The sequence below is a fragment of the Saccharothrix longispora genome, assembly GCF_030852425.1.
Taxonomy (GTDB): domain Bacteria; phylum Actinomycetota; class Actinomycetes; order Mycobacteriales; family Pseudonocardiaceae; genus Actinosynnema; species Actinosynnema longispora.
In genome coordinates this window covers 1-22,786 of sequence record NZ_NSDM01000011.1, presented here as the reverse complement: position 1 = coordinate 22,786, position 22,786 = coordinate 1, and the positions used below count along the sequence as shown (strand labels likewise).

The window sequence follows — 22,786 nt, the reverse complement described above, 5'->3', positions numbered from 1 at the left end:
GCCGGGTCACCTCCAGCGCGTGCCGGCTCCGCAGGGCGCCGGGTCGGCGGCGCACCACGTGCCCCGGCCGGCCGGGTCGAAGCCGCCCAGCAACCGGCCGGACGCGTCGTGGGCGCGGACCTCGCCGAGCGTGAAGTCGTTCGGGATCTCCCAGGTGCTCGGGTGTTCGAGGTAGGCGACGAACGTGCCGTTGGCGACGGTGGCCGACACGGTCTCACCCCGCTGCTCCCAGGTCACCGAGGCGACGTCCGCCGTGACGCGGCCGGCCACGAACTCGGCGCCCGCCTGCCCGCGGTACTGGGCCTTGTTGCCCGGCACGTCGCCGCCGGCCCGGCCGCCGTTGAGGTCGACGGACACCGGCCCCACCAGCGTGCCGAGGTCGAACCCGGACCGCAGCCCCGAGTTGAAGGGCATCCCGGGGCCGTCGACGGTGCAGTCCAGCGCCGAGTCCTCCGTGAGGACCAGGGCGAAGTCACCGCCGGCGCGGGGTGCGTACTGGTAGAGCCTCGGCGTGCCCCGGACGCCCGCGATCGCCCGGCAGCCCTCCTCGACCTCGGCGATCCGCTCCGGCGTGAGGCCGGTGACCACCGGGTCGGCGCCGGGCAGCTTCGCGGCCGTCGTCGCGGCGGTGGTCGTCGCGGCGGTGGTCGTCGGGTCGGCAGCGACCTCCGCGCCCCCGGAGCGCTGTCCCGGCGCGATCACGGCGACCAGCGCGACCACGGCCGCCGCCGCGAGACCGGCGGCGACCAGCGGCGCGTACCGCAGGCGTCGGGCGCCGCGCGAGACGGCGCGCTCCAGCTCGGCGCGGATCTCGGCCCGCCGGCCCGGCGGCAGGTCGCGGGCCGGGGGGAGCGTGCTGTTCATCGGTCCTCCAGGGACAACGCGGGGACGGCGACGGCGGGTGGCGGGCCCAACCTGCGGGTCAACCGGGCCTTGGCCTTGCTGACCCGGGCACGCACGCTGCCCTCGGCGATGCCGAGCACTCCCGCGGCGTCCGCGTAGGACACCCCGGACCACACGCACAGCGCGAGCGCCTCCCGCTCGTTGCGGGGCAGCTCCTCCACCGCGGCCAGCAGCACCGCCATCCGCCGCTGGTCGTCGACGCGCTCGGCGACGAGGTCGGCGTGGTCGGGCACCGGGGCTTCGGCGGGGGCGCGCCGGAACAGCCGCAGCCGCCGCGCCAGCGCGCGCCGGTCGCCGCGCACCACGTTGGTCGCCACGGCCAGCAGCCACGGCAGGGCCGAGTCGTGCTCCAGCCGCAGCCCGTCGCGCTTGCGCCACGCCAGCAGGAAGGTGCTCTGGAGGTGGTCCTCGGCGGCGCTCCACGACGCGGTCAGCCGGAAGCAGTGGTTGTAGACGGCCTTGGCGTGCCGGTCGAACAGGACGCCGAAGGCGTGCCCGCTGCCGGCCGCGGCCTGGTCCCACAGCGCCCGGTCGTCCGGACCTCGCTCGTCCGGCCCGCGCTCGCGGGGGTCGTCGATCGTCATGTCCCGTAGTGGCCGCTCGCGGCGGGGGTGTTGCCACCACGGCGGGCGGGAGCCGTCGGAGCCGCCGCCGGCGCGGGGGTCGCCACGAGGAGACCCGCGGGCGTCGCGTGAGCGCTCACGCGGTGCCCGTCCACGCCGGCGACGGCCCTTCGACCCCGGCAACGCCCGCCGCCGGTGCGTCGCCGGGACGTCCTGGCACCCGCCGGACAGGTTCTGGGAACGCTCCCACAATGGAAGGTAACGCATGGCCGTTCATCGTGGCAAGCGCTTTCCCGGGTCGGACCGGCGGTGCTGTTCACCCCTCTGAACAGGGCGGACGGCACCGCCGGTCGGCCCACCGGTCGACCGCGTCGAACGGGCGGGTGGGACCGGGTCAGGAATGCGGGCAGGTGTCGCGGTACTCGGAGATGGCCGTGCCGCGCGGCGCCGGGCACAGGAACTGCTCGTAGCGGGTGTCGTCGTCGATGAACCGCTTGAGCCACGCGATGCTGTACTTCGCGATCGTCGTGTTGGGGGTGTTGGGCGCGAAGTGGCTCGCGCCGTTCAGCTCCAGGTACGCCTTGTCCAGGGTGGACGGCAGGCCGGTGTAGAACCGCTCGGAGTGCGTGGTCACCGAGGCGACGGAGTCGTTCTCCGCGCCGATGAGGAGCGTCGGCGTCCGCACGGTGGGCCAGCTCTTGGTGGTGTTCCAGGCGGTCAACGGGATCGACGCCTGGAGCGAGGGTCGGTCCTTGGTGGCCTCCAGCGCGCCGCCGCCGCCCATCGAGTGGCCCATGACGCCCAGCCGGTCGGGGTCGATCCGGTCGCGCACGGAGCTGGACCTGGTCAGGTAGTCCAGGGCCGCGAGCAGTTGGTCGCCGCGCGAGGACGGCTGGTCGTAGCGGGAGTTGGTGTCGATGGTGAACACGACGAAGCCCTGTGACGCCAGGCGCGGGCCGAGCCAGGAGATGCTCGACTGCGCCGCGGTGTAGCCGGGCGAGACGGCGACCGCGCCGAAGGTGCCCTCCGCCGTGCTGGTGGGGTAGTGGATGGTGCCGCCGCCGAACCCGGACACCGCCAGGGACGACACGGTGGTCTGGGCGGTGGCGAACGGGCCGCGCGCGGCCTCGATGCTCGCGGTGGTCGGCGCCGGTCCGCGCTCGTGGGGGTTGTCGGCGGCCTGGGCGACCGCGGTGGGCGTGGTGAGGGCGACCGCCGCGGCCAGGACCAGGGCGCGGCGGGACAGGGGTGACCTCATGGTTGCGCTCTTCTCGTTCGGGAAGGACTGGTGGTGAGTCCTCAGTGGACGGGCTTCCCGGTGGCAGAGCGTGCCCGTGTACCTACTCGGAAGTCAAGTAAGGAATATCACTCAACCGCTAAAGTAGTGGTTCTCCGTCTCGACACGTCGAATATGAAAATAAATCACGAGTACCGGGACGACGGTCATTTACCGGGACGACTAGCTGCACGGAAGCGCTCTCACCCCCTTGACCGGAACCGGTACCGGAACGAGGATCGGGCACGACGAAGCCGTCGCCCCTGACGAACGGAACACTGATGTCCCGCAGATCACTGAGCGCCGCGCTGGCCGCGGTGCTCGCCGCCGGTCTCCTCAGCGGAGGCGTGGCGAGCGCCTCCCCGGACTCGAAGCCCCGCCAACCGGTCATCGGGGAGCCGCGCACCGAGCACGGGTGCGCCCGCATCGAGAAGACCCTGCCGACGCTCTCCGACTGGCCGAGGGTGGACAGCCGGGTCGAGTCCCGCCCCTCCGACGAGCGCCGGATCAAGAAGATCGTCGAGAGCATGACCCTGGCCGAGAAGGTCGGCCAGATGACCCAGCCGGAGATCGCCGCGATCACCCCGGAGGAGGTCCGCGAGTACGGCATCGGATCGGTGCTCAACGGCGGCGGGTCGTGGCCGAACCGCGACAAGCACGCCCCGGTGGACGCGTGGCTGTCGCTGGCCGACGCCTACTGGGACGCGTCGAAGGCGAGCCGCACGAAGGTGCCCGTCATCTGGGGCATCGACGCCGTGCACGGCAACAACAACGTCTACGGCGCCACCGTCTTCCCGCACAACATCGGCCTGGGTGCCGCGCACGACCCGTGCCTGATCAGGGACGTGCACGAGGCGACCGCCGAGCAGATCCGCGCGACCGGCCAGGACTGGGCGTTCGCGCCGACGCTGGCCGTGCCGCTCGACGACCGCTGGGGCCGCACCTACGAGGGCTACTCGGAGGACCCGCGGATCACCCGCGCCTACGGCTACGAGGCCACCATCGGCCTCCAGGGCAGGAGCAGGCGCGACGTCGGCGTGCTCGCCACCGCCAAGCACTTCATCGGCGACGGCGGCACCACCGGCGGCAAGGACCAGGGCGTCAACCCGGCCACCGTCGCCGAGATGATCAACGTCCACGGCCAGGGCTACTACGGCGCGCTCGCCGCCGGCGCCCAGACCGTGATGGTCTCGTTCAACTCGTGGGACAACGAGGAAGCCGGGATCGCCGAGGGCAAGCTGCACGGCAGCAAGCTCGCGGTGAACGACATCCTCAAGGGCAAGATGGGCTTCGACGGCCTCGTCGTCTCCGACTGGAACGGCATCGGCCAGGTCGCGGGCTGCACCAACGCCTCGTGCCCGCAGGCGGTCAACGCCGGCATCGACGTCGTCATGGTGCCCAACGACTGGAAGGCGTTCATCGCCAACACGATCGCCCAGGTCGAGGGCGGCCAGATCGCCATGTCGCGGATCGACGACGCGGTGACCCGCATCCTGCGCGTCAAGCTGCGCTCGGGCGTGCTGGACGGCGAGAAGCCGTCGGAGCGCCGCCACGCCGGTGACGCCGACGCCCTGGAGGCGCGCAAGCTCGCCCGCGAGGCCGTCCGCAAGTCGCAGGTGCTGCTGAAGAACAACAACCGCACGCTGCCGCTGGACAGGCGGTCGAAGGTGCTGGTCGTCGGCAAGTCGGCCGACTCGATGCAGAACCAGACCGGCGGCTGGACGCTGACCTGGCAGGGCACCGGCAACACCAACGCCGACTTCCCGAACGGCCAGACCGTCCTCGGCGGGCTCAAGGAGGCCCTCGGCGAGGCGAACGTGGTGTTCAGCGAGACCGGCGACGTCGACCCGGCAGGGTTCGACGCCGTCGTCGCGGTGATCGGCGAGACCCCGTACGCGGAGGGCGTCGGCGACATCGGCAAGCGCACGCTGGAGGCCGCCAAGCTGTACCCGAACGACCTGGCCGTGCTGGACAAGGTCAGCGGCAAGGGCACGCCCGTCGTCACGGTCTACGTGTCGGGCCGCCCGCTGTACGTGAACAAGGAGCTGAACCGCTCGGACGCGTTCGTGGCGGCGTGGCTGCCCGGCACCGAGGGCGGCGGCGTGGTCGACCTGCTGGTGCGGGGCCGCCACACCTACCCGGGCTACACCGGCACGCTGTCCTACTCGTGGCCGAAGGCGGCGTGCCAGACGCCGCTGAACCCGGGCGTCGAGGGCTACGACCCGCTGTTCAAGCCCGGCTACGGCCTCAGGACCTGGTCGTTCCGGAACATCGGCCGGCTCGACGAGACCTCGCCCGAGTTCGGCTGCTCGGGCGGCGGTGGCGGCGGGGTCGCGACCGAGGACCTGGAGCTGTTCAACCGGGTCGACGTGGCGCCCTACAAGAGCTTCATCGGCTCCCCGGACAACTGGAGCGGCACGGAGCTGGGCCCGGACGCGGAGGCCGCGCACACCAACATCACCGTGGTGCCGGCGGACGTGAACGTGCAGGGCGACGGCCTGAGGACGACCTGGACCGGCACGGGCGCGGGCCAGCTCTACCTCCAGGACCCGGCGGGCGGCAGCGACCTGCGCGGGTACGTCAACGCCCGGGCGGCGCTGGTGTTCGACGTGGTGGTGCACCAGGCGCCCGCGGCGCGGACGGTGGTCAGCACGCACTGCACCTACCCGTGCTTCGCCGAGGTCAACGCCACGAACGTGTTCACGGGGCTGCCGGCGGGCGTGAAGTCCACGGTCAAGATCCCGGTCGCCTGCTTCGAGCAGGGCGGGCTCGACCTGGAGAACGTCAACACGCCGTTCCTGGTCTACACGGAGGGCGCGTTCCAGGCGTCGTTCGCGAACGTGCGGTGGGTGCCCGAGGCGGCCACCGACCCGGACGCGAAGACGTGCGCCGAGCTGACCGGCTGACCCCGGTCCGACCGGCCTGATCGGACGGAGGGGGCGGACCCGCACGGGCCCGCCCCCTCCGCCGTCCCGCGAGTCGTGCGTTCGGGCCCCGCGTGTCGTGCGTTCGCGCCCCACGAGTCACGCGCCCAGGGTGCGCGTCCAGTCGACGACCTCGCGGTGGTGGTCCGGGGCGCTCGGCGCGTAGTCGATCGGGTGCCCGTACCCGTGCAGCACGAACGCGCGCAGCCGGGCCGAGGCCGTGACGAACGGCGCTCCGACGCCGCCGGCGCTCGCCCGACGCGCAGTCGCCGCCCAGCGGCCGCCCGCGGAAGTGGTTGTCGTCGCCGACCACGACCACCACCGGCACGTCGACCAGCCGCGTGAACGGGATGACGACGTTGTCCGGCGCGATCGTGTCCACCGCCTCGGTCGCGGCGATCACGCTTGTCGAACATCGCGCCTTCCGGAAACGCGCGCCGTCGATGACGAGCACCTGGTGCGCGAGCCGAGGCTCGTCATGGAATAGGTGCGCACCGTTCCCGGATCTGCTCGCACCACTTCACCGTGATCGCGCAGTGATGAGGTGAACGCGTGCCGCTTGCGCGGCATCTCCAGGCTGTGCCCGAGCAGCGGCAGTCGACCGGGCGCCACCGGGACGGCCGTCGTCGCTCCTGTTCTCACCGAAAGGGGCGGACCGCCATAAGACCCGTTCGGTGGTCGGTCGTTCGTCCGCTGGGCCTCGGAAAAGGGGACGTGACCGGGAAGAGGTGTGGAAAATGAAGCAAGGCGAATGGATTCCAGCCGGTGTGGACATTTCCGCGCCGAGCATGGCGCGCACCTACGACCACATGCTGGGGGCGGGCACGACTTCGCGGTGGACCGCGTGGTCGGCGAGCGGATCGAGGGGCCGTGCCCGGCCTGCGCACCGCGGCCCGCGTCAACCGGGCGCTCCCGGGGCGCGTGGTGCGGTTCATGCTGGAGCGCGGCGTGCGGCAGTCCCTCGACATCGGGTCGGGCGTCCCGACCGTCGGCAACGTCCACGAGGTGGCCCGGGTGCGGGTGCCCGAGGCCCGCGTCGTCTACGTCGACCGCGATCCCGCGGCCGTCGCGCACGGCGAGTCGATGCTGGTCGGGAACGAGCTGGCGGGTGTCGTGCGGGCCGACGTGGGCGACCCGGACGCCGTCCTGGGCGACCCCGAGGTGCGCCGGTTGCTCGACCTCGACCAGTCGGTCGGGCTGCTCGTGCTGCTGGTGCTGCACTGGGTGCCGGACGAGGACGACCCGGCCGGGCTCGTCGGCCGCCACCGGGACGCGCTGCCGCCGGGCGGCTTCCTCGCGCTGACCCACGTGACCGGGGACCACCAGGGCGACGACCTCGCCGTGGCGACCGACGTGATCAAGCGGAGCCGGAGCCCGGACCGGGTCACCCTGCGCCCGCACCGCGCGGTGGCCGAATTGTTCACCGGGTTCGACCTGGTGCAACCGGGTTTGGTGGGGTGCGGCGAGTGGCGGCCCGGCGGACCCGCGGACATCGCGGAGGAACCCGGGATGAACATGCTCGTCCACGCGGGCATCGGCCGGAAACCGTAAGGAACGCTCATAAGTGACCGTTAGTGGTCAAATAGCCGATAGTGTGATCTTTTTTCACGCTTATGGTCGAGCCCAGACCAACGGGGCGTGGGTAAACTGCCGCGAAATCATCACATCACAGCAGGGCAACGACAATGTCGCACCCCACTCGCGGACCACGGACCACCCCGCCGGAACGCAGCCGGGAACTGCTCGCGCGCACGTGGTCCTACCTGCTCAGCGGGGCGGCCGTCGTCCCGATGTCGCGGGACGACCTCGATCGCGAACTGGGCGAGCGGCTCGACGAGCTGTGCGCCGCCCTGCACGCCGAGCCGTTCGCCGACCGGCCGGTCGAGCGGATCGGCGAACGGCTGGTCTCGCTCGGGTACGTCGGCGAGGCCGGGCTGCGCGTCACCGTGGACGTGCTCGGCAAGGGCCTGCTCGCGCTGCCCGAGTTCCAGCCCGTCGAGGCGTACGCGCAGCGGGTCCTGCTCGGCGTCGGCGCGCTGTCGTGCGGCTTCCTCGCGGCGAACCGGCGCTCGGTGTTCGAGCAGCAGGAGTCCATGCAGCTGTCGATGCTCAAAGCGGTCCGCGACGCCCGCTGGAACCTGCGCGAGAGCGAGGCCCGGTTCGACGAGGTCGTCACGTCGTCGGCCAGCGGCGTCCTCGTCGCAGACCTCGACGGCCGCCTCGTGCGGGTGAACGCGGCCATCGCCGAGATGCTCGGCCGGCCCACCGACGAGCTGGTGGGCAGCGACCTGCTGGACCTGGTGCACCCCGACTCGCGCAAGCACCTCGCCGAGGCGCTGCGCGGCCTCGCGGCGGGCGAGCGCGAGCGGGTCCGGCAGTCCCAGCGCCTGCTGCGCGAGAACGGCGACGTCGCCCGGATCTCGCTCACGGTGTCCCTGGTCCGCGGCGGCGCCGGGCCCGACCAGCCCGGCCACTTCGTCGCCGTCGTGGAGGACGGCACCGAGCTGATGCTGCTCCAGGCCGAACTGCACCGGCAGGCCCTGCACGACGTGTCGACGGGCCTGCCGAACCGCCAGTTCTTCACCACCCACCTGGAGAGCGCGCTGCGCCGCGCCGACCCGGTCCGCGGCGTCACCCTCTACCACCTCGACCTCGACGCGTTCGGCATGGTGTGCAACAGCCTGGGCCGCGCCACCGGCGAACGCCTCCTCGTGCACGTGGCGCAGCGGCTCACGTCCGTGCTGGCGCACGAGAAGGCCATGATCGCCCGCCTCGACGGCGACGAGTTCGCCGTCCTGGTGGAGAACACCGCCACCACGCCCGACATCGGCACCACGGTCGCCGCGATCAACCGCGAGCTGTCCGAACCCGTCTACCTCGACGGCCACGGCCTGGCCGCCACGGTCAGCGTCGGCGTGGTCCGCCGCCCGCCGCCCGACTCGTCGCCGACCGAGGTGCTGCGGTCCGCGGAGCAGGCCCTGCGCCGCGCCAAGGCGGGCCGGCGCGGCCAGTGGGAGCTGTTCGACCCGGAGCAGGGCCTCGCCGACCGCGCGACCGACCTGCTGGCCGTGCGGATGCCCGGGGCCCTGGAGCAGGGCGAGCTGACCGCCCGCTACGCGCCCGTCGCGTCCCTCGCCGACGGCACGACCACCGGCGTGTCCGCCCGCCTGCTCTGGGAGCGCCCCGACGGGGCGCCGGTCGACCACGACGCGTGCACGGGGCTGGCCGAGCGGACGGGTCTCGTGCTGGGGCTGGGCGAGTGGCACCTGGCGACGGCGTGCGGCCAGGTCGCGTGGTGGCGGCAGTCGGGCTTCACCGGCGCCCTGCACGTCGGCCTGACGCGGCACCAGTGGTGCGACGGCGACCTCGTCCGCCGGGTCCGGCGGGTGCTCGGCGACACGGGCCTGCCCGCCGACCGGCTGGTCGTCGGGATGCCGGTGGGCGTGCTCGCCGAGCCCGACGCCGTGGACGGCCTGACCGTGCTCGCCGAACTGGGCGTGGGCACGTCGCTCGACGACTTCGGCCTCGGGCCGGACGACCTGGCCGCGGTGGCCGACCTGCCCGTCCGCCTGGTCCGGGTGAGCCGCCGGCTGGTGGCGCGGCAGCTCGCGGGCGACGCCGACCACCTGGCCGGGTTGGTGCCGCTGGTGCGCGCGGCGGGCGCCGAGGTGCTCGTGGACGGCCTGACCACGCCGGAGCAGGCCGCGTGGTGGCACCGGGCGGGCGCGGTCGCCGGCAGCGGTCCGCTGCACGGCGAGGCGCTGGAGCCGCACGTCGTGGCCGCGCGCTTCGGCCCGCGGACCGGCTGAACCGGGCACCGCGCGACATCGGGTCTTCACAGGGCGTTTCCGTACCGTTACAGTTCTGGGAGCGCTCCCAGTCGATTCCCGTCAGCGTGGACCAGCGGATCGGCCGACGTCCCGTGACGGGTCGACGTGGTCCCGCCCGCGAAGGAAGTGGTGCGGATGGTCGAGTTCTCATCCCGTCTGGACGCGCGTGCGGATGCCCTGCGGGCGTTGAGCGTTCCCCTGCTCAGGGGATCGCTGGGCGTGGTGTTCGTGTGGTTCGGGGCCCTCAAGGTGGCCGGTGCGACACCGGTGGCGGACCTGGTGGCCCGGATCGTCCCGTGGCTCGACCCGGGCGCGTTCGTGTTCGCGCTCGGCGTGCTGGAGGTGGTGCTGGGGGTCGCCCTGGTGGTGGGCAGGCGGTTGCGCTGGGTGGCGCTGCTCGTCGTGCTGCACCTTGCGGGGACGTTCCTGGTGCTGGTCGTGCAGCCGGCCGCCGCGTTCCGGGCGGGCAACCCGCTGCTGCTCACCATGACCGGCGAGTTCGTCGTGAAGAACCTGGTCCTGATCACCGCGGCCCTGGTGGTCATGTCGGCCGACGCCCCCGCGCGACAGCGGGTGACGCGGGTCGGACAGCGGTGATCGCCCGGTGCCGCGGGGCCCCGACCGGCCCCGCGGCACCTCACGACCGGCGTGCCAGGTGCGCGGCCACGCCGTCCAGGAAGATGTTCAGGGCGAAACCGAAGTCCGCGTCCACCTCGTCCCGGTACAGGTCGTCGACGTCGAACACCCCCGAGTCCACGACGCGGCCCAGCGCGGGCAGCCGCCGGGGGTCCACGACGGTCCGCAGCACCCGCGCGTACTGCCGGCTGAACGCCTCCGGCTTGTCCTGGTAGTGCCGGGTCATCTCCGTGCCGAGCCGCAGCGTGCCGTGCACGAAGGTGAGCAGCCCCATCACGACGCCCACCTTCTCGTCCTCCGCGAGGGTGGTCTCGGACAGCGCCCCGAGCGCGCTGTCGAACCACGCGAGGTTGTGCGGCCCGGCGGGCGGTCCGGTCAGCGGTATCCGGGCGAACCACGGGTGCCGCCGGAACGCGGCCACCACGGCGTGCGTCCACGTGGTCAGCCCGGCCCGCCAGTCGCCGCCCGGCAGCTCGGGCGGGAGTTCCAGTGCGGCGTCCGCCATCAGCGCCAGCAGTTCGTCCTTGCTGTTCACGTGCCGGTAGAGCGCCATCGTCGACTTGCCGAGCTGCTGCGCGACGCGGGCCATCGAGACGGCGGCGAGCCCCTCGGCGTCGGCCACCTCGATCGCGGCGCGGGTGATGTCGAAGACTGTGAGGGACGGTTTGCGGCCCCGTTTCGGCGTCGAGCGCAGCCCCCAGAGCAGCGCGATCTCGTCCGGCAGGCCGTGCTCGTCGGTCATCCTCGCCCTCTCGTCGCGCCGGGTGCAGTCTAGGGCTTCCACGATTAACTGCGTATGGGCTACGCTAATGTGCGTATCTCATACGCATAAGGGGGCGACGATGATCGTCGACGTACGGGGCCTGCGCAAGGCGTACGGCTCGAAGGTGGTGTTGGACGGGGTGGACCTGGAGGTCGCCGAGGGGTCGGTCTTCGCGCTGCTGGGCGCCAACGGCGCCGGCAAGACCACCACCGTCCGCATCCTGTCCACGCTCACCGGGCCGGACGCGGGCGAACTGCGGGTGGCCGGCCACGACGTGGTGCGCGACCCGGCGGCGGTGCGCGCGGCGATCGCCGTGACCGGCCAGTACGCGGCCGTTGACGCCGAGCAGACCGGCCGCGAGAACCTCGTCGTGATCGGGCGGCTGATGGGCCTCGGGCGCGGGGGAGCCCGGACCCGCGCGGCCGAGCTGCTGGAGCGGTTCGACCTCGTCGACGCCGCCGACCGCCGCGTCAAGACCTACTCCGGCGGCATGCGGCGGCGCCTCGACCTGGCCATGAGCCTCGTCGCCGCGCCGCGCGTGATCTTCCTGGACGAGCCGACCACCGGCCTCGACCCGGCCGGCCGCACGACCATGTGGGACGCCATCCGCGACCTGGTGCGCACCGGCACCACGATCTTCCTCACCACCCAGTACCTGGAGGAGGCCGACCGCCTCGCCGACCGGATCATGGTGCTGGACAAGGGGAAGGTCGCGGCCGAGGGCACCGCGGACGACCTCAAGTCGCGGGTCGGCGGCGACCGGCTGGACCTCCGCTTCGCCTCGCCGTCCGACCTGGCCGCGGCCCACGCCGTGCTGGGCGGCTTCCGCCCGGCCGACCTCGTGCTCAGCCTGCCCTCCGACGGCACCGCGGCACACCTGCACGCCGTGCTGGACGACCTGCGCGCCGCCGGCGTGACGCCCGACCGGGTCTCCTCGCACCGCCCCACCCTCGACGACGTCTTCCTCGCCCTGACCACGCGCCAAGGGGTGCCCGCATGAGCCACGCCGCCGCCGACTCGATGACCATGATCGGCCGCAGCATCAGGTTGAGCAGGCGCAACACCGACACGCTCGTCATGTCGGTGGTCCTGCCGCTGATGATGATGGCCCTGTTCGTGTACGTGTTCGGCGGTGCCATCACCACCGGCACGGCGTACGTGGACTACGTGGTGCCCGGCATCGTCCTGCTGTGCGCCGGTTACGGCGCCGCGGCGACCGCGATGTCCGTCGCCGACGACATGACCTCCGGCATGGTCGACCGCCTGCGCTCCATGCCGATCCGCCCGTTCGTCGTGCTGACCGGCCACGTGGCGGCGAGCGCGACCCGCAACGCCCTCTCCACCGCGATCGTCGTGGCCGCCGCCGTGGCGATGGGCTTCCGCCCCGACGGCACCGCGGTCGAGTGGCTGGCCGCCGCGGGCCTGCTCCTCCTCTACGTCCTGGCCCTCTCCTGGCTGGCCGCCGGCCTGGGCGCCGTGGCCCGCTCGGTGGAGTCGGCCAGCGCCCTGAGCTTCTTCATGCTGTTCCTGCCGTACCTGAGCAGCGCGTTCGTGCCGACCGACACCATGCCCGCCGCCCTGGGGGCGATCAGCGAGCACCAGCCGATCACCCCGATCATCGAGACCGTGCGCGGCCTGCTCACCGGCACCCCGATCGGCGACAACGGGGCCTTGGCCCTCGCCTGGTCGGTCGGCCTGCTGGTCGCCTCGTTCCTCCTGGCCACCGCCCTCTACCGCCGTCGCGTGCGGGACTGACGCCGTGAACAGCCGGGTCCACCGGGGCAGCGCCTGGCCGGCCGGCGAACGGGTACGCGGCGCGGGCAGGTGGTAGTCGAGCAGCCGGAGCAGGGCGTCGGCGGTCTCGGCTGGAGGTTCCGCGGCGGCGAGCTCCTTGAGCGGGGCCGGCATCCGGTACCGCTCCGGCGCGACCTCCTCCGGCAGGCACACCTCGTGCAGGTCGTCGAGGACCTGGCGCGTCCCGGCGACGTCGCGGCCCGTGAGCGCCGCGGTGCCCGCCATGTCCAGGTCCGACCCGGGTGAGTGGCCCAGCGGCCGGAGCACCTCCTGCCGCGGCGCGTCAGCGGTTGGACGAGGGGAACCGGCCACCGCTGCTGCCGAGCGCGATGAGGTCCGTGTACTGCTCCTGCCACGACCGCTCGGTGGCCAGCAGGTCGGCGAGCTTCTGCACCCACTCGGCGTCGAGCGGTGGCGTCCCCCCGGCGGTCAGGTGCCGCTCGGTCTCCTGGCGTGCGCTGAGCCACTCGGTCAGGGTGGGGCCGAGGGCCGGACCGCCGGATTGTTCCGTCATCTGGAAACCGTACTGCGTCGAACCGGTCCGGCACGCGTCGACTGCGGTACATTCAGCCCAGTCGGGATACCAGGCGCAGGCACCCAGCCGTCGCGGTTCCCCGACCCAGTCCGGCCCAGGAGTTCTCCGGCCGGGGACGGGAGCACCGGCTTGCTGCCGGATCACCAGCTCGCCCCACCACTTCCCCCGATCTCGAGCTTCGGAACCCGCGGACGCGCAGAACGGGGACAGGCATGACGATCACCGGACGTCCGATGCGAGCGGGCGGCACCACCGTCGGCTTCGCGGAAGCACGGGCCGCCACCGACGTGGCCGAGGCCGCCCAGCAGTTCCAGGCGGCCCGCACGGTGGCGGACCACTCCCTGGACGTGAGCGACTGCCGTGAGCTGCTGTCCATGCTGGGCCTGTCGGCCCGCAGCGCGGACACGCCCACGCCCGCACGCCAGGAGCTCCCCGCGAACCGCACGCACCGCGATGCGCAGGGCGCATACCGGCCGACCGAAGGAGCACGTCGATGACCCAGGGAACCGTCAAGTGGTTCAACGGCACCAAGGGCTTCGGCTTCATCACCCCCTCGGGCGGCGGAGCGGACCTCTTCCTGCACCAGTCGGAGATCCGGGACTACGACTTCCACGGCGTCCCGGACAACCAGCCGGTGGAGTTCGAGATCGGCCAGGGTCCCAAGGGCCCGCAGGCGCTCGCCGTCCGGGTTCTCTGACGCGGAGCCGACAGGGGCGGACACGGTTCCCGTGTCCGCCCCTCGCCTTGTCCGGCGGCGCGACGCCGCGCACCGGCCGGACGGTCACGCCCGCGCCGGCTCCACGTGCACGCGGAGCGCGTGGTGCAGGTCGTACCGGGCCGACGGTCCGACCAGCAGCGCCCGGCCGAGGAGTTCCTCCACCCGCGCGAGGCGCTTGCGCAGGCCGTGCGCGGAGATCCCCAGGTCGGCGGCGGCGGCGGTCGTCCGCAGGTCGTGCCGGAACCAGGTCCGCACGGTGGTCAGCAGCGTCCGCCGGGTGGCATCCGGCAACGGGGACAACAGGGTCTCCGCCCAACGCCGGACCTCCGGGCGGTCGAACAGCTCGTCGATCCCGATCGCCCCGGCCGCCGCGCCGGGGTGCGGCCGCTCGTCGATCAGCTGCAACGCCAGGTGGAGCTCGGACTGCACCGCGAACCGGGTGAGGTCGCGGTCCAGTTCGGCGCCGACGCGGTGCAGGCGCGAGGCCAGCGTGTTGCGGTGGATCTTCAACTGCGAGGCCGCCCGCGCGCCGAACTCCAGCCACGACAGCAGCGTCGCCAGCAGCTCGAAGGCGTCCGGGTCCCGGGGGCGGGCGGGCCGGTACGCCAGCAGCGGCGCGAGCGTGCCGGCGGCCCAGGCGCGCCCGGCGTGGCCCAGCAGTTCGCCCAGCTCGCCGCGAGGCGAGAACCGGGCGTACCGCTCGGACCGGTGGCGGGCCACCGACAACGCGTGGAACGCCTGCTTGTACCCGATCGGGATGTCCCGCAGCGCCACCGGCAACCCGATGCCCATCCGGGTTCCGGGCACCGTCTCGACCAGTTCCCGGATCAGGCGGGTCGCCGGCGCCGGGCGTCGCTCGTCCCCACCGGCCGGGGCGATCACGATGACGTGCCCGCTGTAGACCGGGCACGGCACCACCCAGGCGGCCTCGCCGAACACGTCCCGGCAGCGCGGGGAGAGCCGGGCGCGGGAGTCCGGGGCGTTCTCGATGACGTAGACCCTCGCCAGGTCGGGCAGTTCCGGGCGGAGGACCGCCGCGGTCCGACGGGCGCCGGACACGTCCCCGACCATGAGCAGGTGCAGCACCGCTTCGCGCACCGTCGCGTCGGCGGCGTCGAGGCGCTCGGCCCGCTGCTCGGCGACCGCCGTGCGCCAGCACAGCCAGAGCGGGTTCACCGCGGCGGCGAGGAAACGCCGGTGCTCCGCGGTCAACGGGCCCCGGCGCGCGACGACGAGCACCGGCCGCGCGGGCGGTGGACCGACCGGCAGCACCGCGATGTCGTGCCCGCCCGCGTGCACCGCGGCGGCGTCGACGTGCCCGGCGCGCACCCGGGCGACGTCCTCGGCGAGTTCCCCGCCGACCAGGCGGAGGAGTCGCCCGGTGTCCGACGGGACCGCGACCGCCTGCCCCTCGCCCGGCCCCGTGAGCACGACCTCCCCGGTGAACCGGCGGGCGAGCAGCTCCAGCACGCGCCGCACGCCGTCCGGGCCCGTCGCCTCCTGGCACAACAGCCGCAGGTGGTCGTCCTCGGTGTGGCGGCTCGTGTTCGTCCGCGTGGGCCGGCTCGGCACTCCGGGCAGCTCCCTGTACGTAGCCCTGCCCGCCCTGGCGGGGCACGGACGCGCCGGCGCAGCGGGGGGTGACCGGATGCCCGGCGCACTGTGCAGACCGACACTGGGGCGGCTCGTCCCGGAAGTCTAGCGTTCCCGGTGACCGTGACCGACCCCCGAAGGTCGGCTCGGGTGCCCGGCGGCGGGCCGCCGGAGGGGGTGCCGGAGGGGGCCGCTCCCGCCGCGGGGCACGGAGCGAGGCGCCCCGGGCACCGGTGGGGAGTGCCCGGGGCGCCTCCCGTCCGCGTCGCGGCCCCCGGCCCGCCGGTCGGTCACCTCGCCTGGGCGAGCCGGACGGCGTCGGGACCGGCCGGGAACCGCAGCTGCCCGGTCGTGTCGTGCGCGGCCCGCCACACCGCCTCGGCGACGTCGCTCTCGCGCGTGAAGACGTCCTGGCTCATGAAGGCCTCCATGGCCTTCCGGGCCCACGGCGCGTAGGGCTCCGGGACCAGGTCGCCCGGTGAGGCGCCGTCCGCGGCCCTGGCCCCGAAGTTCGTCGTCAGGCAGGCGCCCGGCTGGACCGTCGCCGCCCGCACGCCGAAGGGCGCGAGTTCGAGCGCGAGGGACGCGGTGAACCCCTCGACGGCCATCTTGCTCGCCTTGTAGACGGCGGTGAGCGGCATGTGGCCCAGGACCACGCTGGACGTCACGTTCACCACCACGCCGGAGCCGCGCTCGCGGAACGCCGGCAGCACCGCCCCGGTCATCGCCATCACGCCGAACGTGTTGGTCTCGAACACCTCCCGCACGTGGGCCGCGGAGGTGCCCTCGAACACCCCCATCGACGGAATGCCCGCGTTGTTGACCAGCACGTCGACCGGCCCCGCCGCCTCGATCGCGGCGGCGATGCTCCCGGGGTCGGTCACGTCGAGGGCGACGACGCGGAGCCGCTCGGACGCGGGGAGGACGTCCGGACGGGGAGTGCGCATCGTGGCGATGACGTTCCACCCCCGGGCGTGGAAGTGGAGGGCGGTTTCCCGGCCGTACCCGGAGGAGGTGCCGGTGATCAGGACCGTGTTCACGGTGTGCTCCTTGCGATGTCGTGGGGACCGCACTCGCACCTGCACCTTCCTGGCCAGGAGGAGAAGCGGTGATCCCAGTCAATCGCTCCGACCTGCTGAAACGATAGAACGATCCCGCCTGTCCCTTGCACGATCCTCCACGGGGCGGTCCGAATCCGGTCAGGTCAGCGCGCCCGCAGGCGTGTGCCCGACGTCCCGCAGGCGGGCCGCGTCCCGGCTCGGGGGCGCGCCGAACCGGCGGCGGTACTCCCGGCTGAACTGCGACGGGTTGTCGTAGCCGACGCGCTGACCGACCCCGGTGACGTCGCCGGGGTGGGTGGCCAGCAGCAGCCGGGCCTCCTGCAACCGGATCTGCTTCTGGAACTGGATGGGGCTCATCGCGGTCACCGCCTGGAAGTTGCGGTAGAAGGCGGAGACGCTCATGCCGGACATGCGCGCCACGTCCTCCACCCGGAAGGGCTGCGCGTAGTGCTCGCGGATCCAGCGCACCGCCCGCGAGACGTGGCTGAGACCGCTGTCGGCCAGCCCGATCTGGCGGACCGTCGCCCCCTGCTCGCCGGTGATCAGGCGCCACAGGATCTCGCGCTTGACCAGCGGCGCCAGCACGGCCCGGTCACGGGGCTCGTCGAGCAGCCGCAGCAACCGGACCACCGCGTCGAGCAGCGCGGCGGGGGCGTCGCTGACGGCGATCCCCGACGGAACGCCCTCACCGGTCCGGGGGACGTCCCCCGGACCGGCTCGCAGCAGCAGTTCGGCGACGGCGGCGGGGTCCAGCACGAGACCGAAGCCGAGCGCCGGCTGATCGGGTTCCGCCCGGGTGAACTGCCCGGTGACGGGCAGGTCGACGGAGGCGACCAGGTACTGCCCGGGGCCGTACTCGTAGATCCGGTCGCCCAGGGCGAGGCGTTTCGCGCCCTGCGCGATGACCGCGAGGATCGTGCCGGACATGGAGGGCGTCGGCGGGTCGGACCGGTCCACCTTGGAGATGAGGACGCCGTCGATGGCGGTGGTCCAGTCGGGCCGGACATGCCGGGTCAGCAGCGCGCGGAACTCGTCGAGGCACATGCGCCCATTGCAGCACCGTTCCCCGCCACGGCTCCCGCATTCGAGAGGATCGTGCAAGCGGCAGCGAGGATCGTTCTACGTTTTCGCAGGTCAGGGCGATTGAATGGTGTCACTCCACTCCCCCGTCGAGAAAAGGACACCATGATCGCCACCTATGGCTTCAGCGCCACCCTGACCGCCGCGCCCGGCCTGGGCGACCGACTGGTCGACCTCCTGCTGACCGGCCTGGACGAGGGCAACCCCGGCGCGAGCGAGCACTGCGTCGTCTACCTGGTCTCCCGCTCCGCGTCCGACCCCGACGTCGTCCACGTCGTCGAGGGCTGGACCACCGAGGAGGACCACCACCGGACCTTCGCCGGCGAGGCCGCCCGGGCCATCGTGGCCCAGGTCGACGGACTGCTGGCCGGAGAGCCCCGGTACACCGATCACGTCCCGGTCCGAGGCAAGGCCGCCTTCCGACCCGGTGACCTCCCGGCCCCGCCCCGCACCCGGTGATGCGGTCCCTCCACCCCCTCCACCCGTGAAAGGCGTCACCATGACCACGGCCCGCCCCGCCCTGGACCCCGAGCTGCGCGCACTGCTGACCGGCATGCCCCTCATGTCCCGGCTCGACCCGGAGGTCCTCGCGCACCTGCGCCAGTACCCCTCGACCCCCGTCGAGTCCGTACTCGCGCACCGGCAGGTCGACCGGCGCGAGATCACCGTGCCGGCCGCGGACGACGTCCCGATCCGGCTGTCGGTCTTCCGCCCCGCGCACACCGACCGCACCGCCCCCGCCCCCTGCGTCTACTGGATGCACGGCGGCGGGATGGTCATGGGCGACCGCTTCTCGCAGATCGACATCCCGCTGGAGTGGCTCGACGAGCTCGGTGCGGTCGTCGTCTCCGTGGAGTACCGGCTCGCACCGGAGGCCACCGGCACCACCCTCGTCGACGACTGCTACCGGGGACTGCTCTGGGTCGTCGAACACGCCGCCGAACTGGGCGTCGACCCCGCCCGGATCATCGTCGCCGGCGTCAGCGCGGGCGGCGGCCTCGCCGCCGGCCTCACCCTGATGGCCCGCGACCTCGGCACCCCGGCGATCGCCGCGCAGGTGCTGATCTGCCCCATGCTCGACCACCGCAACACCAGCACCTCCAGCCGCCAGTACTCCGGCGTGCCCGGCGTGTGGACCGGCGAGATGAACGCGTTCGCCTGGCAGGCGGTCCTCGGCGACCTCCGCGACGACGAGGTGCCGGCCTACGTCTCGCCCGCGCTGGCCGATGATCTCTCAGGCCTGCCGGCCACCTACGTCGACACCGGCTCCGCCGAGGTGTTCCGCGACGAGGACACCGACTACGCCACCCGCATCTGGGCGGCCGGCGGCCACGCTGAACTCCACGTCTGGGCGGGCGGCTTCCACGGCTTCGACGCCCTGTGCCCGCAGGCGCGCATCTCCGCCACGGCCCGCCGGACCCGCACCGACTGGCTGGCCCGACTCCTCTTCACGACCTCCGACACTCCGGAAGGCGTCTGAGCATTTGGAGGCTGTCCTTGCAAGGAGTCGGCCGCAAGTATCTCAATGTGCGGAACGGTACTATCGAAATTCGGCGCGAACCGTGACCGGCGCCAGCTCAAGCAGCGAGCGCGCGGCGAGTGCCGCACGGTGCCCTGTCCACCGGAGTTGACTGCGCTGCTGCACTCCCACATCCGCCAGTTCGGCACGGCGGCGGACGGTCGGCTGTTCACCGGGGAGCGCAACGGCCAGGAGCTGCCGAAGCTCGTCGCTACGCCGCTGGCGGGCACGCCGTACGACCTGCGGCACGCGGCGGTGTCGACGTGGCTCAACGGAGAAGTGCCCGCGGTGACGGTGGCCGAGTGGGCGGGGCACTCGGTGGAGGTGCTGCTCAAGGTCTACGCCAAGTGCCTGGACGGAGAGGTGGTGACGGTCCGGCAGCGCGTAGAGGCTGCCCTGGGGCACCGACCGGGGTAGCAAAACTTTGGCCCGTATTTGGCCGGGACACCCGTAGACGGCCGGTCCCAGCCGGACACGGCCGGACAGACGACGAAGGCCCTTGGCCAGCGTATCCGCTGGTCAAGGGCCTTTCGTGCTGGTGGAACGATGTGCCCCCGGCAGGATTCGAACCTGCGCTCCCGCCTCCGGAGGGCGGTGCGACTACCCGTTACATCGAGCGCTCTACCAGCATAAACAGTAAATTGATCTTGTTCTTATGAGCTACTTTGGCCCGTATTTGGCACAGGTTGGGCGTCACGCCGACTGTTGGGTGCCGGTCAGCCAAGCGCAAGCGGCTGTAACAGCCGGGGCGGCGGGCGACGTGGCGACCATCGCTTGCTGTGCTCTGAGGGGTATCCTAACCCCTCAGCCGCAGCTCGCGCACCGCTCTGCGGCCGTCTCAGCGCTACGCGTAGGGCCCTGTGCGGAGATCGGTCCGCCCGCTGCTGTGAACCCACCGGGGGCGAGCGTAGGCAAGCGTGTGGAGCCAAGAAGAGCTTCAACACGCCCCGACTGTTACAGCGTTCTGAGGTCCGCACGGTGGAGTGGGACAGGTGGGACAGTGGTTCTGCGGACTGTCCCACCTCCGAACCGCTGGTCAGGGGGTATGGCGAGACAGCTGGGACAGGTGGGACAGCGTCCATCTCGGGAAGGCAGCTGCTGCCGCTCTGTCGGACAAGCAACAAGCGTGACGGATTTACAGAGTCCCACCCGAACCACACCTGACCAGCGCCTATAGCTCTCGGCACAGCTACTTCGGCACGTCCTCAGCACAGGAAGCCGCGGCAACCCTGTCCACGGCGAGCCGTCCGGCCCCGACTGGCGTGGCTTTGGAACACAACCACGTCGACCGACGATGGTCCGGACATGCCCGAGGACCGCCCAACGCCCGCGCCGCTCCCCCGTCCCGCACCCGGTGAGCAGTCCGCCACCCACTCGCCCGTGCCACTGCCGACAGCTTCCACGCCGCGCACGCCACTGGAGCCGATGCCGCGCAGGGTGATCGCGACCGTGGCGGCCGTGATCGCCACAGCGACGATCGGCCTAGTAGTGGCGCTGTGGTGGGCCGGAACTGCGGGACTCTCCGGCGCGGAGCTCGTGAACGCGCGATTCAACGCACTGCGCACCGGGTTGAGCATCGGAGTAGGCGGAGGCGGCATCTTCGCGCTGTACCTGGCCTGGCGACGCCAGCACGCCACCGAGATCGGGTTGGTGCAGAAAGAACGAGACCAGGCCGACGTCGCCCGCGCCTACGAACTGCAACGTGAGACCGCCGAACACACCCGCCTGCACGCCGAACGCGTCGCAGCCACGACCGAACGCGACGCCGAAGCGCGTCGGATCACCGACCTGTACGCCAAGTCGGTGGAGCAACTCGGGTCGGATAAAGCCCCGGTCCGCCACGGCGGCCTGTACGCGCTGGAACGCCTCGCGCAGGACCACCCTGAAAACCCCGCCCTACGCCAGACCGTGGTCAATGTGCTCTGCGCCTACCTCCGCGCCCCGTTTGACATCCCCGGTGACTCACCCGATGCCAATACAGATCGAGCCACTCGTGACGAGTACCGCGAACAAGTCCAGGAACGCGAGGTCCGGCTTACTGCTCAACGCATCCTTCTTGCCCACATGAAGCCTGGCAATGAACCTGCCCGCCCGAAGAATACTTTCTGGCCCGATACCAAACTCGACCTCACCGGTGCCACTCTCATCGACTGGCACATGGACGGCTGTCGGGTAGATGACGCACGCTTTAATAAGGCAACTTTTGTCGGATATACCCAATTTGAGAGGACGACGTTCACGGGGAACGCGTGGTTCCGCGAGGCAACCTTCACCTCCACCACCTCGTTCGATGAGACGCAAATCCGCGGCCTCGCATGGTTCGGTGAAGCCATATTCGATTCGTCCGCCCGGTTCCGAAGGACGGTGTTCACCGAAGACGCCATCTTCATCGAGGCGAGATTCGCAAAAAAGGCTAGTTTTGACAAAGCTAGATTCAACGGATCCGCCTGGTTTGGCGCGGTGACGTTCGTAAAGGACGCCGTATTCGACGGAGCAATGGCTGCGAAGACGCCAGAAGACAGATCTTACTGGCCCTCGGGATGGCAACTATCGGCCGACGACGCGGCTATCGAAGGCCACAAGGGCACGTGGCGTCGCCTTGTGAGAGTCGAACGTGGATCTCACTCTCTTGACAGCCCGGCCCTCGAATCGACTGACGACTGATCCCCAGTCTGCTCCCAATGAAAGCACCGTCTCGGGAGGGAACCGCGGTGGGGGAGACAGGTGGGACAGGTCTCTCATGACGTGTCCCACCATGAATTCGATGGTCAACCACTATGCCGGGACAGGTGAGACAGGTGAGACAGCACATGGGAGTGCTTAGCGCCGTTCCAACAGAACCCCTCCTGAGGGGGCTCGCCCAGAACACTGCGCGCCTAGAGGACCGGGAGTTCATGCCGAGATCTGTCACAATGTAATGTTCTCGCCAGGACGAGCGAGGCAGCGGGAAGCTGCTGAAGGTCACATATGCAAGGAGGGTTACTCAATGGCATCGCCCCACGATGCGCTTCACTCCCGGGAGTGCTTAGACGAGGCAGTCCGGTACTCCGAAGATGATCGTCATGCTCTTGAGAGGCATTACCGTCAATTCTTCGGCGGCGACTACTTTCGTGTGCAGCATGAAAAAGTATCTCATAAAGTACATGTTGATATTTACATCTATGGGGCAACGGTCGATCGTCCTTATGTCACTCTTGCCACGTCTGGCATGGGAGCTGCCGATGTTTCTTGTGGAGAACATGAAGAGGGCGATTTTTGTCATCCGACCGAAATGGTAACGTATGTCCCGCACGACTGGGACTTTTCCTCGTTCGAGTCGCAATGGCTAATGAGGCGTCTTGTGGATACGGCTCGCTATCCGCATGAGATGCAGAAAATTATAGCGAAGCATCAAACCTGGTGTATGTATGACGAGAAAACCGGGCTTGCCGACGCCTTGATTCCCGGATCTATCTTCACACACTGGTACTTTAGATCTCTTATTGAGGAACCGTCAGAGATTGATCATTTGGTTCTGTCAAGCGGTCGGCATATAGATTTCATCTGGCCTTACCCAATAACCAGGCATGAGTTGCACTTCTTGACTCAATC

At 71.3% G+C, this 22,786-nt stretch carries 21 protein-coding genes; 13 read left to right on the top strand and 8 right to left on the bottom strand.

Going from position 1 to position 22,786, the window contains the following annotated elements; genetic code table 11:
- Nucleotides 1–6 precede the first annotated feature (6 nt).
- The 3 genes from CKY47_RS24020 to bdeA all read right to left on the bottom strand — a co-directional run bounded on the left by CKY47_RS24020 (nucleotide 7) and on the right by bdeA (nucleotide 2,769).
- Nucleotides 7–864 carry a hypothetical protein gene (locus CKY47_RS24020; RefSeq protein ID WP_306748316.1) on the bottom strand — a complete coding sequence of 286 codons (858 nt, stop codon included), beginning with the start codon at nucleotides 862–864 and terminating at the stop codon, nucleotides 7–9.
- A complete protein-coding gene (locus CKY47_RS24015) occupies nucleotides 861–1,487 on the bottom strand; it encodes an RNA polymerase sigma factor (protein WP_306748313.1) in 627 nt (208 codons plus the stop codon). Before CKY47_RS24015 ends, CKY47_RS24020 begins: the two co-directional genes overlap by 4 nt.
- Nucleotides 1,488–1,860: 373 nt before the next feature.
- Nucleotides 1,861–2,769: a bis(hydroxyethyl) terephthalate hydrolase gene (bdeA, locus tag CKY47_RS24010; protein ID WP_442638272.1), complete on the bottom strand. Its 909-nt coding sequence runs from the start codon at nucleotides 2,767–2,769 to the stop codon at nucleotides 1,861–1,863.
- A 254-nt stretch (nucleotides 2,770–3,023) separates the two neighbouring features.
- On the opposite strand from bdeA, the gene CKY47_RS24005 reads away from it, so the two are divergent.
- The 4 genes from CKY47_RS24005 to CKY47_RS23990 all read left to right on the top strand — a co-directional run bounded on the left by CKY47_RS24005 (nucleotide 3,024) and on the right by CKY47_RS23990 (nucleotide 10,093).
- Nucleotides 3,024–5,648, top strand: coding sequence for a glycoside hydrolase family 3 protein (locus tag CKY47_RS24005; protein ID WP_306748311.1), 2,625 nt, complete (start codon nucleotides 3,024–3,026; stop codon nucleotides 5,646–5,648).
- Nucleotides 5,649–6,536: 888 nt separating this feature from the next.
- Nucleotides 6,537–7,217 carry an SAM-dependent methyltransferase gene (locus tag CKY47_RS24000; protein WP_306748310.1) on the top strand — a complete coding sequence of 227 codons (681 nt, stop codon included), beginning with the start codon at nucleotides 6,537–6,539 and terminating at the stop codon, nucleotides 7,215–7,217.
- 134 nt (nucleotides 7,218–7,351) lie between these two features.
- Nucleotides 7,352–9,475 (top strand): putative bifunctional diguanylate cyclase/phosphodiesterase, encoded by a 2,124-nt coding sequence (locus tag CKY47_RS23995; RefSeq protein ID WP_306748308.1) that lies wholly within the window; start codon nucleotides 7,352–7,354, stop codon nucleotides 9,473–9,475.
- Between the two features lie 207 nt (nucleotides 9,476–9,682).
- Nucleotides 9,683–10,093, top strand: coding sequence for a DoxX family membrane protein (locus tag CKY47_RS23990; RefSeq protein ID WP_306748306.1), 411 nt, complete (start codon nucleotides 9,683–9,685; stop codon nucleotides 10,091–10,093).
- Nucleotides 10,094–10,133: 40 nt separating this feature from the next.
- Here the strand turns inward: CKY47_RS23990 and CKY47_RS23985 are convergent, their stop codons facing one another.
- On the bottom strand, nucleotides 10,134–10,916 hold the full coding sequence (locus CKY47_RS23985; RefSeq protein ID WP_306748305.1) for a TetR/AcrR family transcriptional regulator: 783 nt from the start codon (nucleotides 10,914–10,916) through the stop codon (nucleotides 10,134–10,136).
- 58 nt (nucleotides 10,917–10,974) lie between these two features.
- On the opposite strand from CKY47_RS23985, the gene CKY47_RS23980 reads away from it, so the two are divergent.
- Together CKY47_RS23980 and CKY47_RS23975 are read left to right on the top strand one after the other, a co-directional pair.
- Nucleotides 10,975–11,895 (top strand): ATP-binding cassette domain-containing protein, encoded by a 921-nt coding sequence (locus CKY47_RS23980; RefSeq protein WP_306748304.1) that lies wholly within the window; start codon nucleotides 10,975–10,977, stop codon nucleotides 11,893–11,895.
- Nucleotides 11,892–12,650, top strand: coding sequence for an ABC transporter permease (locus tag CKY47_RS23975; RefSeq protein WP_306748303.1), 759 nt, complete (start codon nucleotides 11,892–11,894; stop codon nucleotides 12,648–12,650). Before CKY47_RS23980 ends, CKY47_RS23975 begins: the two co-directional genes overlap by 4 nt.
- Nucleotides 12,651–12,972: 322 nt before the next feature.
- Here the strand turns inward: CKY47_RS23975 and CKY47_RS23970 are convergent, their stop codons facing one another.
- Nucleotides 12,973–13,203 (bottom strand): hypothetical protein, encoded by a 231-nt coding sequence (locus CKY47_RS23970; RefSeq protein ID WP_306748301.1) that lies wholly within the window; start codon nucleotides 13,201–13,203, stop codon nucleotides 12,973–12,975.
- Nucleotides 13,204–13,436: 233 nt separating this feature from the next.
- Between CKY47_RS23970 and CKY47_RS23965 the strand changes: the two genes are divergently transcribed.
- Together CKY47_RS23965 and CKY47_RS23960 are read left to right on the top strand one after the other, a co-directional pair.
- On the top strand, nucleotides 13,437–13,721 hold the full coding sequence (locus tag CKY47_RS23965; protein WP_306748300.1) for a hypothetical protein: 285 nt from the start codon (nucleotides 13,437–13,439) through the stop codon (nucleotides 13,719–13,721).
- Nucleotides 13,718–13,921, top strand: coding sequence for a cold-shock protein (locus tag CKY47_RS23960; RefSeq protein ID WP_306748299.1), 204 nt, complete (start codon nucleotides 13,718–13,720; stop codon nucleotides 13,919–13,921). The genes CKY47_RS23965 and CKY47_RS23960 overlap by 4 nt, the downstream gene beginning before the upstream one ends.
- A gap of 84 nt (nucleotides 13,922–14,005) precedes the next feature.
- On the opposite strand, the gene CKY47_RS23955 is transcribed toward CKY47_RS23960, so the two are convergent.
- From CKY47_RS23955 to CKY47_RS23945, 3 genes are all read right to left on the bottom strand, one after another.
- Nucleotides 14,006–15,514 (bottom strand): helix-turn-helix domain-containing protein, encoded by a 1,509-nt coding sequence (locus CKY47_RS23955; RefSeq protein WP_306748298.1) that lies wholly within the window; start codon nucleotides 15,512–15,514, stop codon nucleotides 14,006–14,008.
- A 311-nt stretch (nucleotides 15,515–15,825) separates the two neighbouring features.
- Nucleotides 15,826–16,575, bottom strand: a complete 750-nt coding sequence (locus tag CKY47_RS23950; protein ID WP_306748297.1) for an SDR family oxidoreductase — start codon at nucleotides 16,573–16,575, stop codon at nucleotides 15,826–15,828.
- A 159-nt stretch (nucleotides 16,576–16,734) separates the two neighbouring features.
- Nucleotides 16,735–17,640 (bottom strand): AraC family transcriptional regulator, encoded by a 906-nt coding sequence (locus CKY47_RS23945; RefSeq protein WP_306748296.1) that lies wholly within the window; start codon nucleotides 17,638–17,640, stop codon nucleotides 16,735–16,737.
- A 141-nt stretch (nucleotides 17,641–17,781) separates the two neighbouring features.
- Between CKY47_RS23945 and CKY47_RS23940 the strand changes: the two genes are divergently transcribed.
- From CKY47_RS23940 to CKY47_RS23920, 5 genes are all read left to right on the top strand, one after another.
- Nucleotides 17,782–18,135, top strand: coding sequence for a putative quinol monooxygenase (locus tag CKY47_RS23940; RefSeq protein WP_306748295.1), 354 nt, complete (start codon nucleotides 17,782–17,784; stop codon nucleotides 18,133–18,135).
- A gap of 40 nt (nucleotides 18,136–18,175) precedes the next feature.
- Complete coding sequence (locus CKY47_RS23935; RefSeq protein ID WP_306748292.1) at nucleotides 18,176–19,156, top strand: alpha/beta hydrolase; 981 nt, start codon at nucleotides 18,176–18,178, stop codon at nucleotides 19,154–19,156.
- A 147-nt stretch (nucleotides 19,157–19,303) separates the two neighbouring features.
- A complete protein-coding gene (locus CKY47_RS23930; RefSeq protein ID WP_306748291.1) occupies nucleotides 19,304–19,612 on the top strand; it encodes a site-specific integrase in 309 nt (102 codons plus the stop codon).
- A gap of 1,041 nt (nucleotides 19,613–20,653) precedes the next feature.
- Nucleotides 20,654–21,859, top strand: coding sequence for a pentapeptide repeat-containing protein (locus CKY47_RS23925; RefSeq protein WP_306748290.1), 1,206 nt, complete (start codon nucleotides 20,654–20,656; stop codon nucleotides 21,857–21,859).
- Between the two features lie 322 nt (nucleotides 21,860–22,181).
- A partial coding sequence (locus CKY47_RS23920) for a suppressor of fused domain protein (RefSeq protein ID WP_306748289.1) occupies nucleotides 22,182–22,786 on the top strand: 605 nt, incomplete at its 3' end.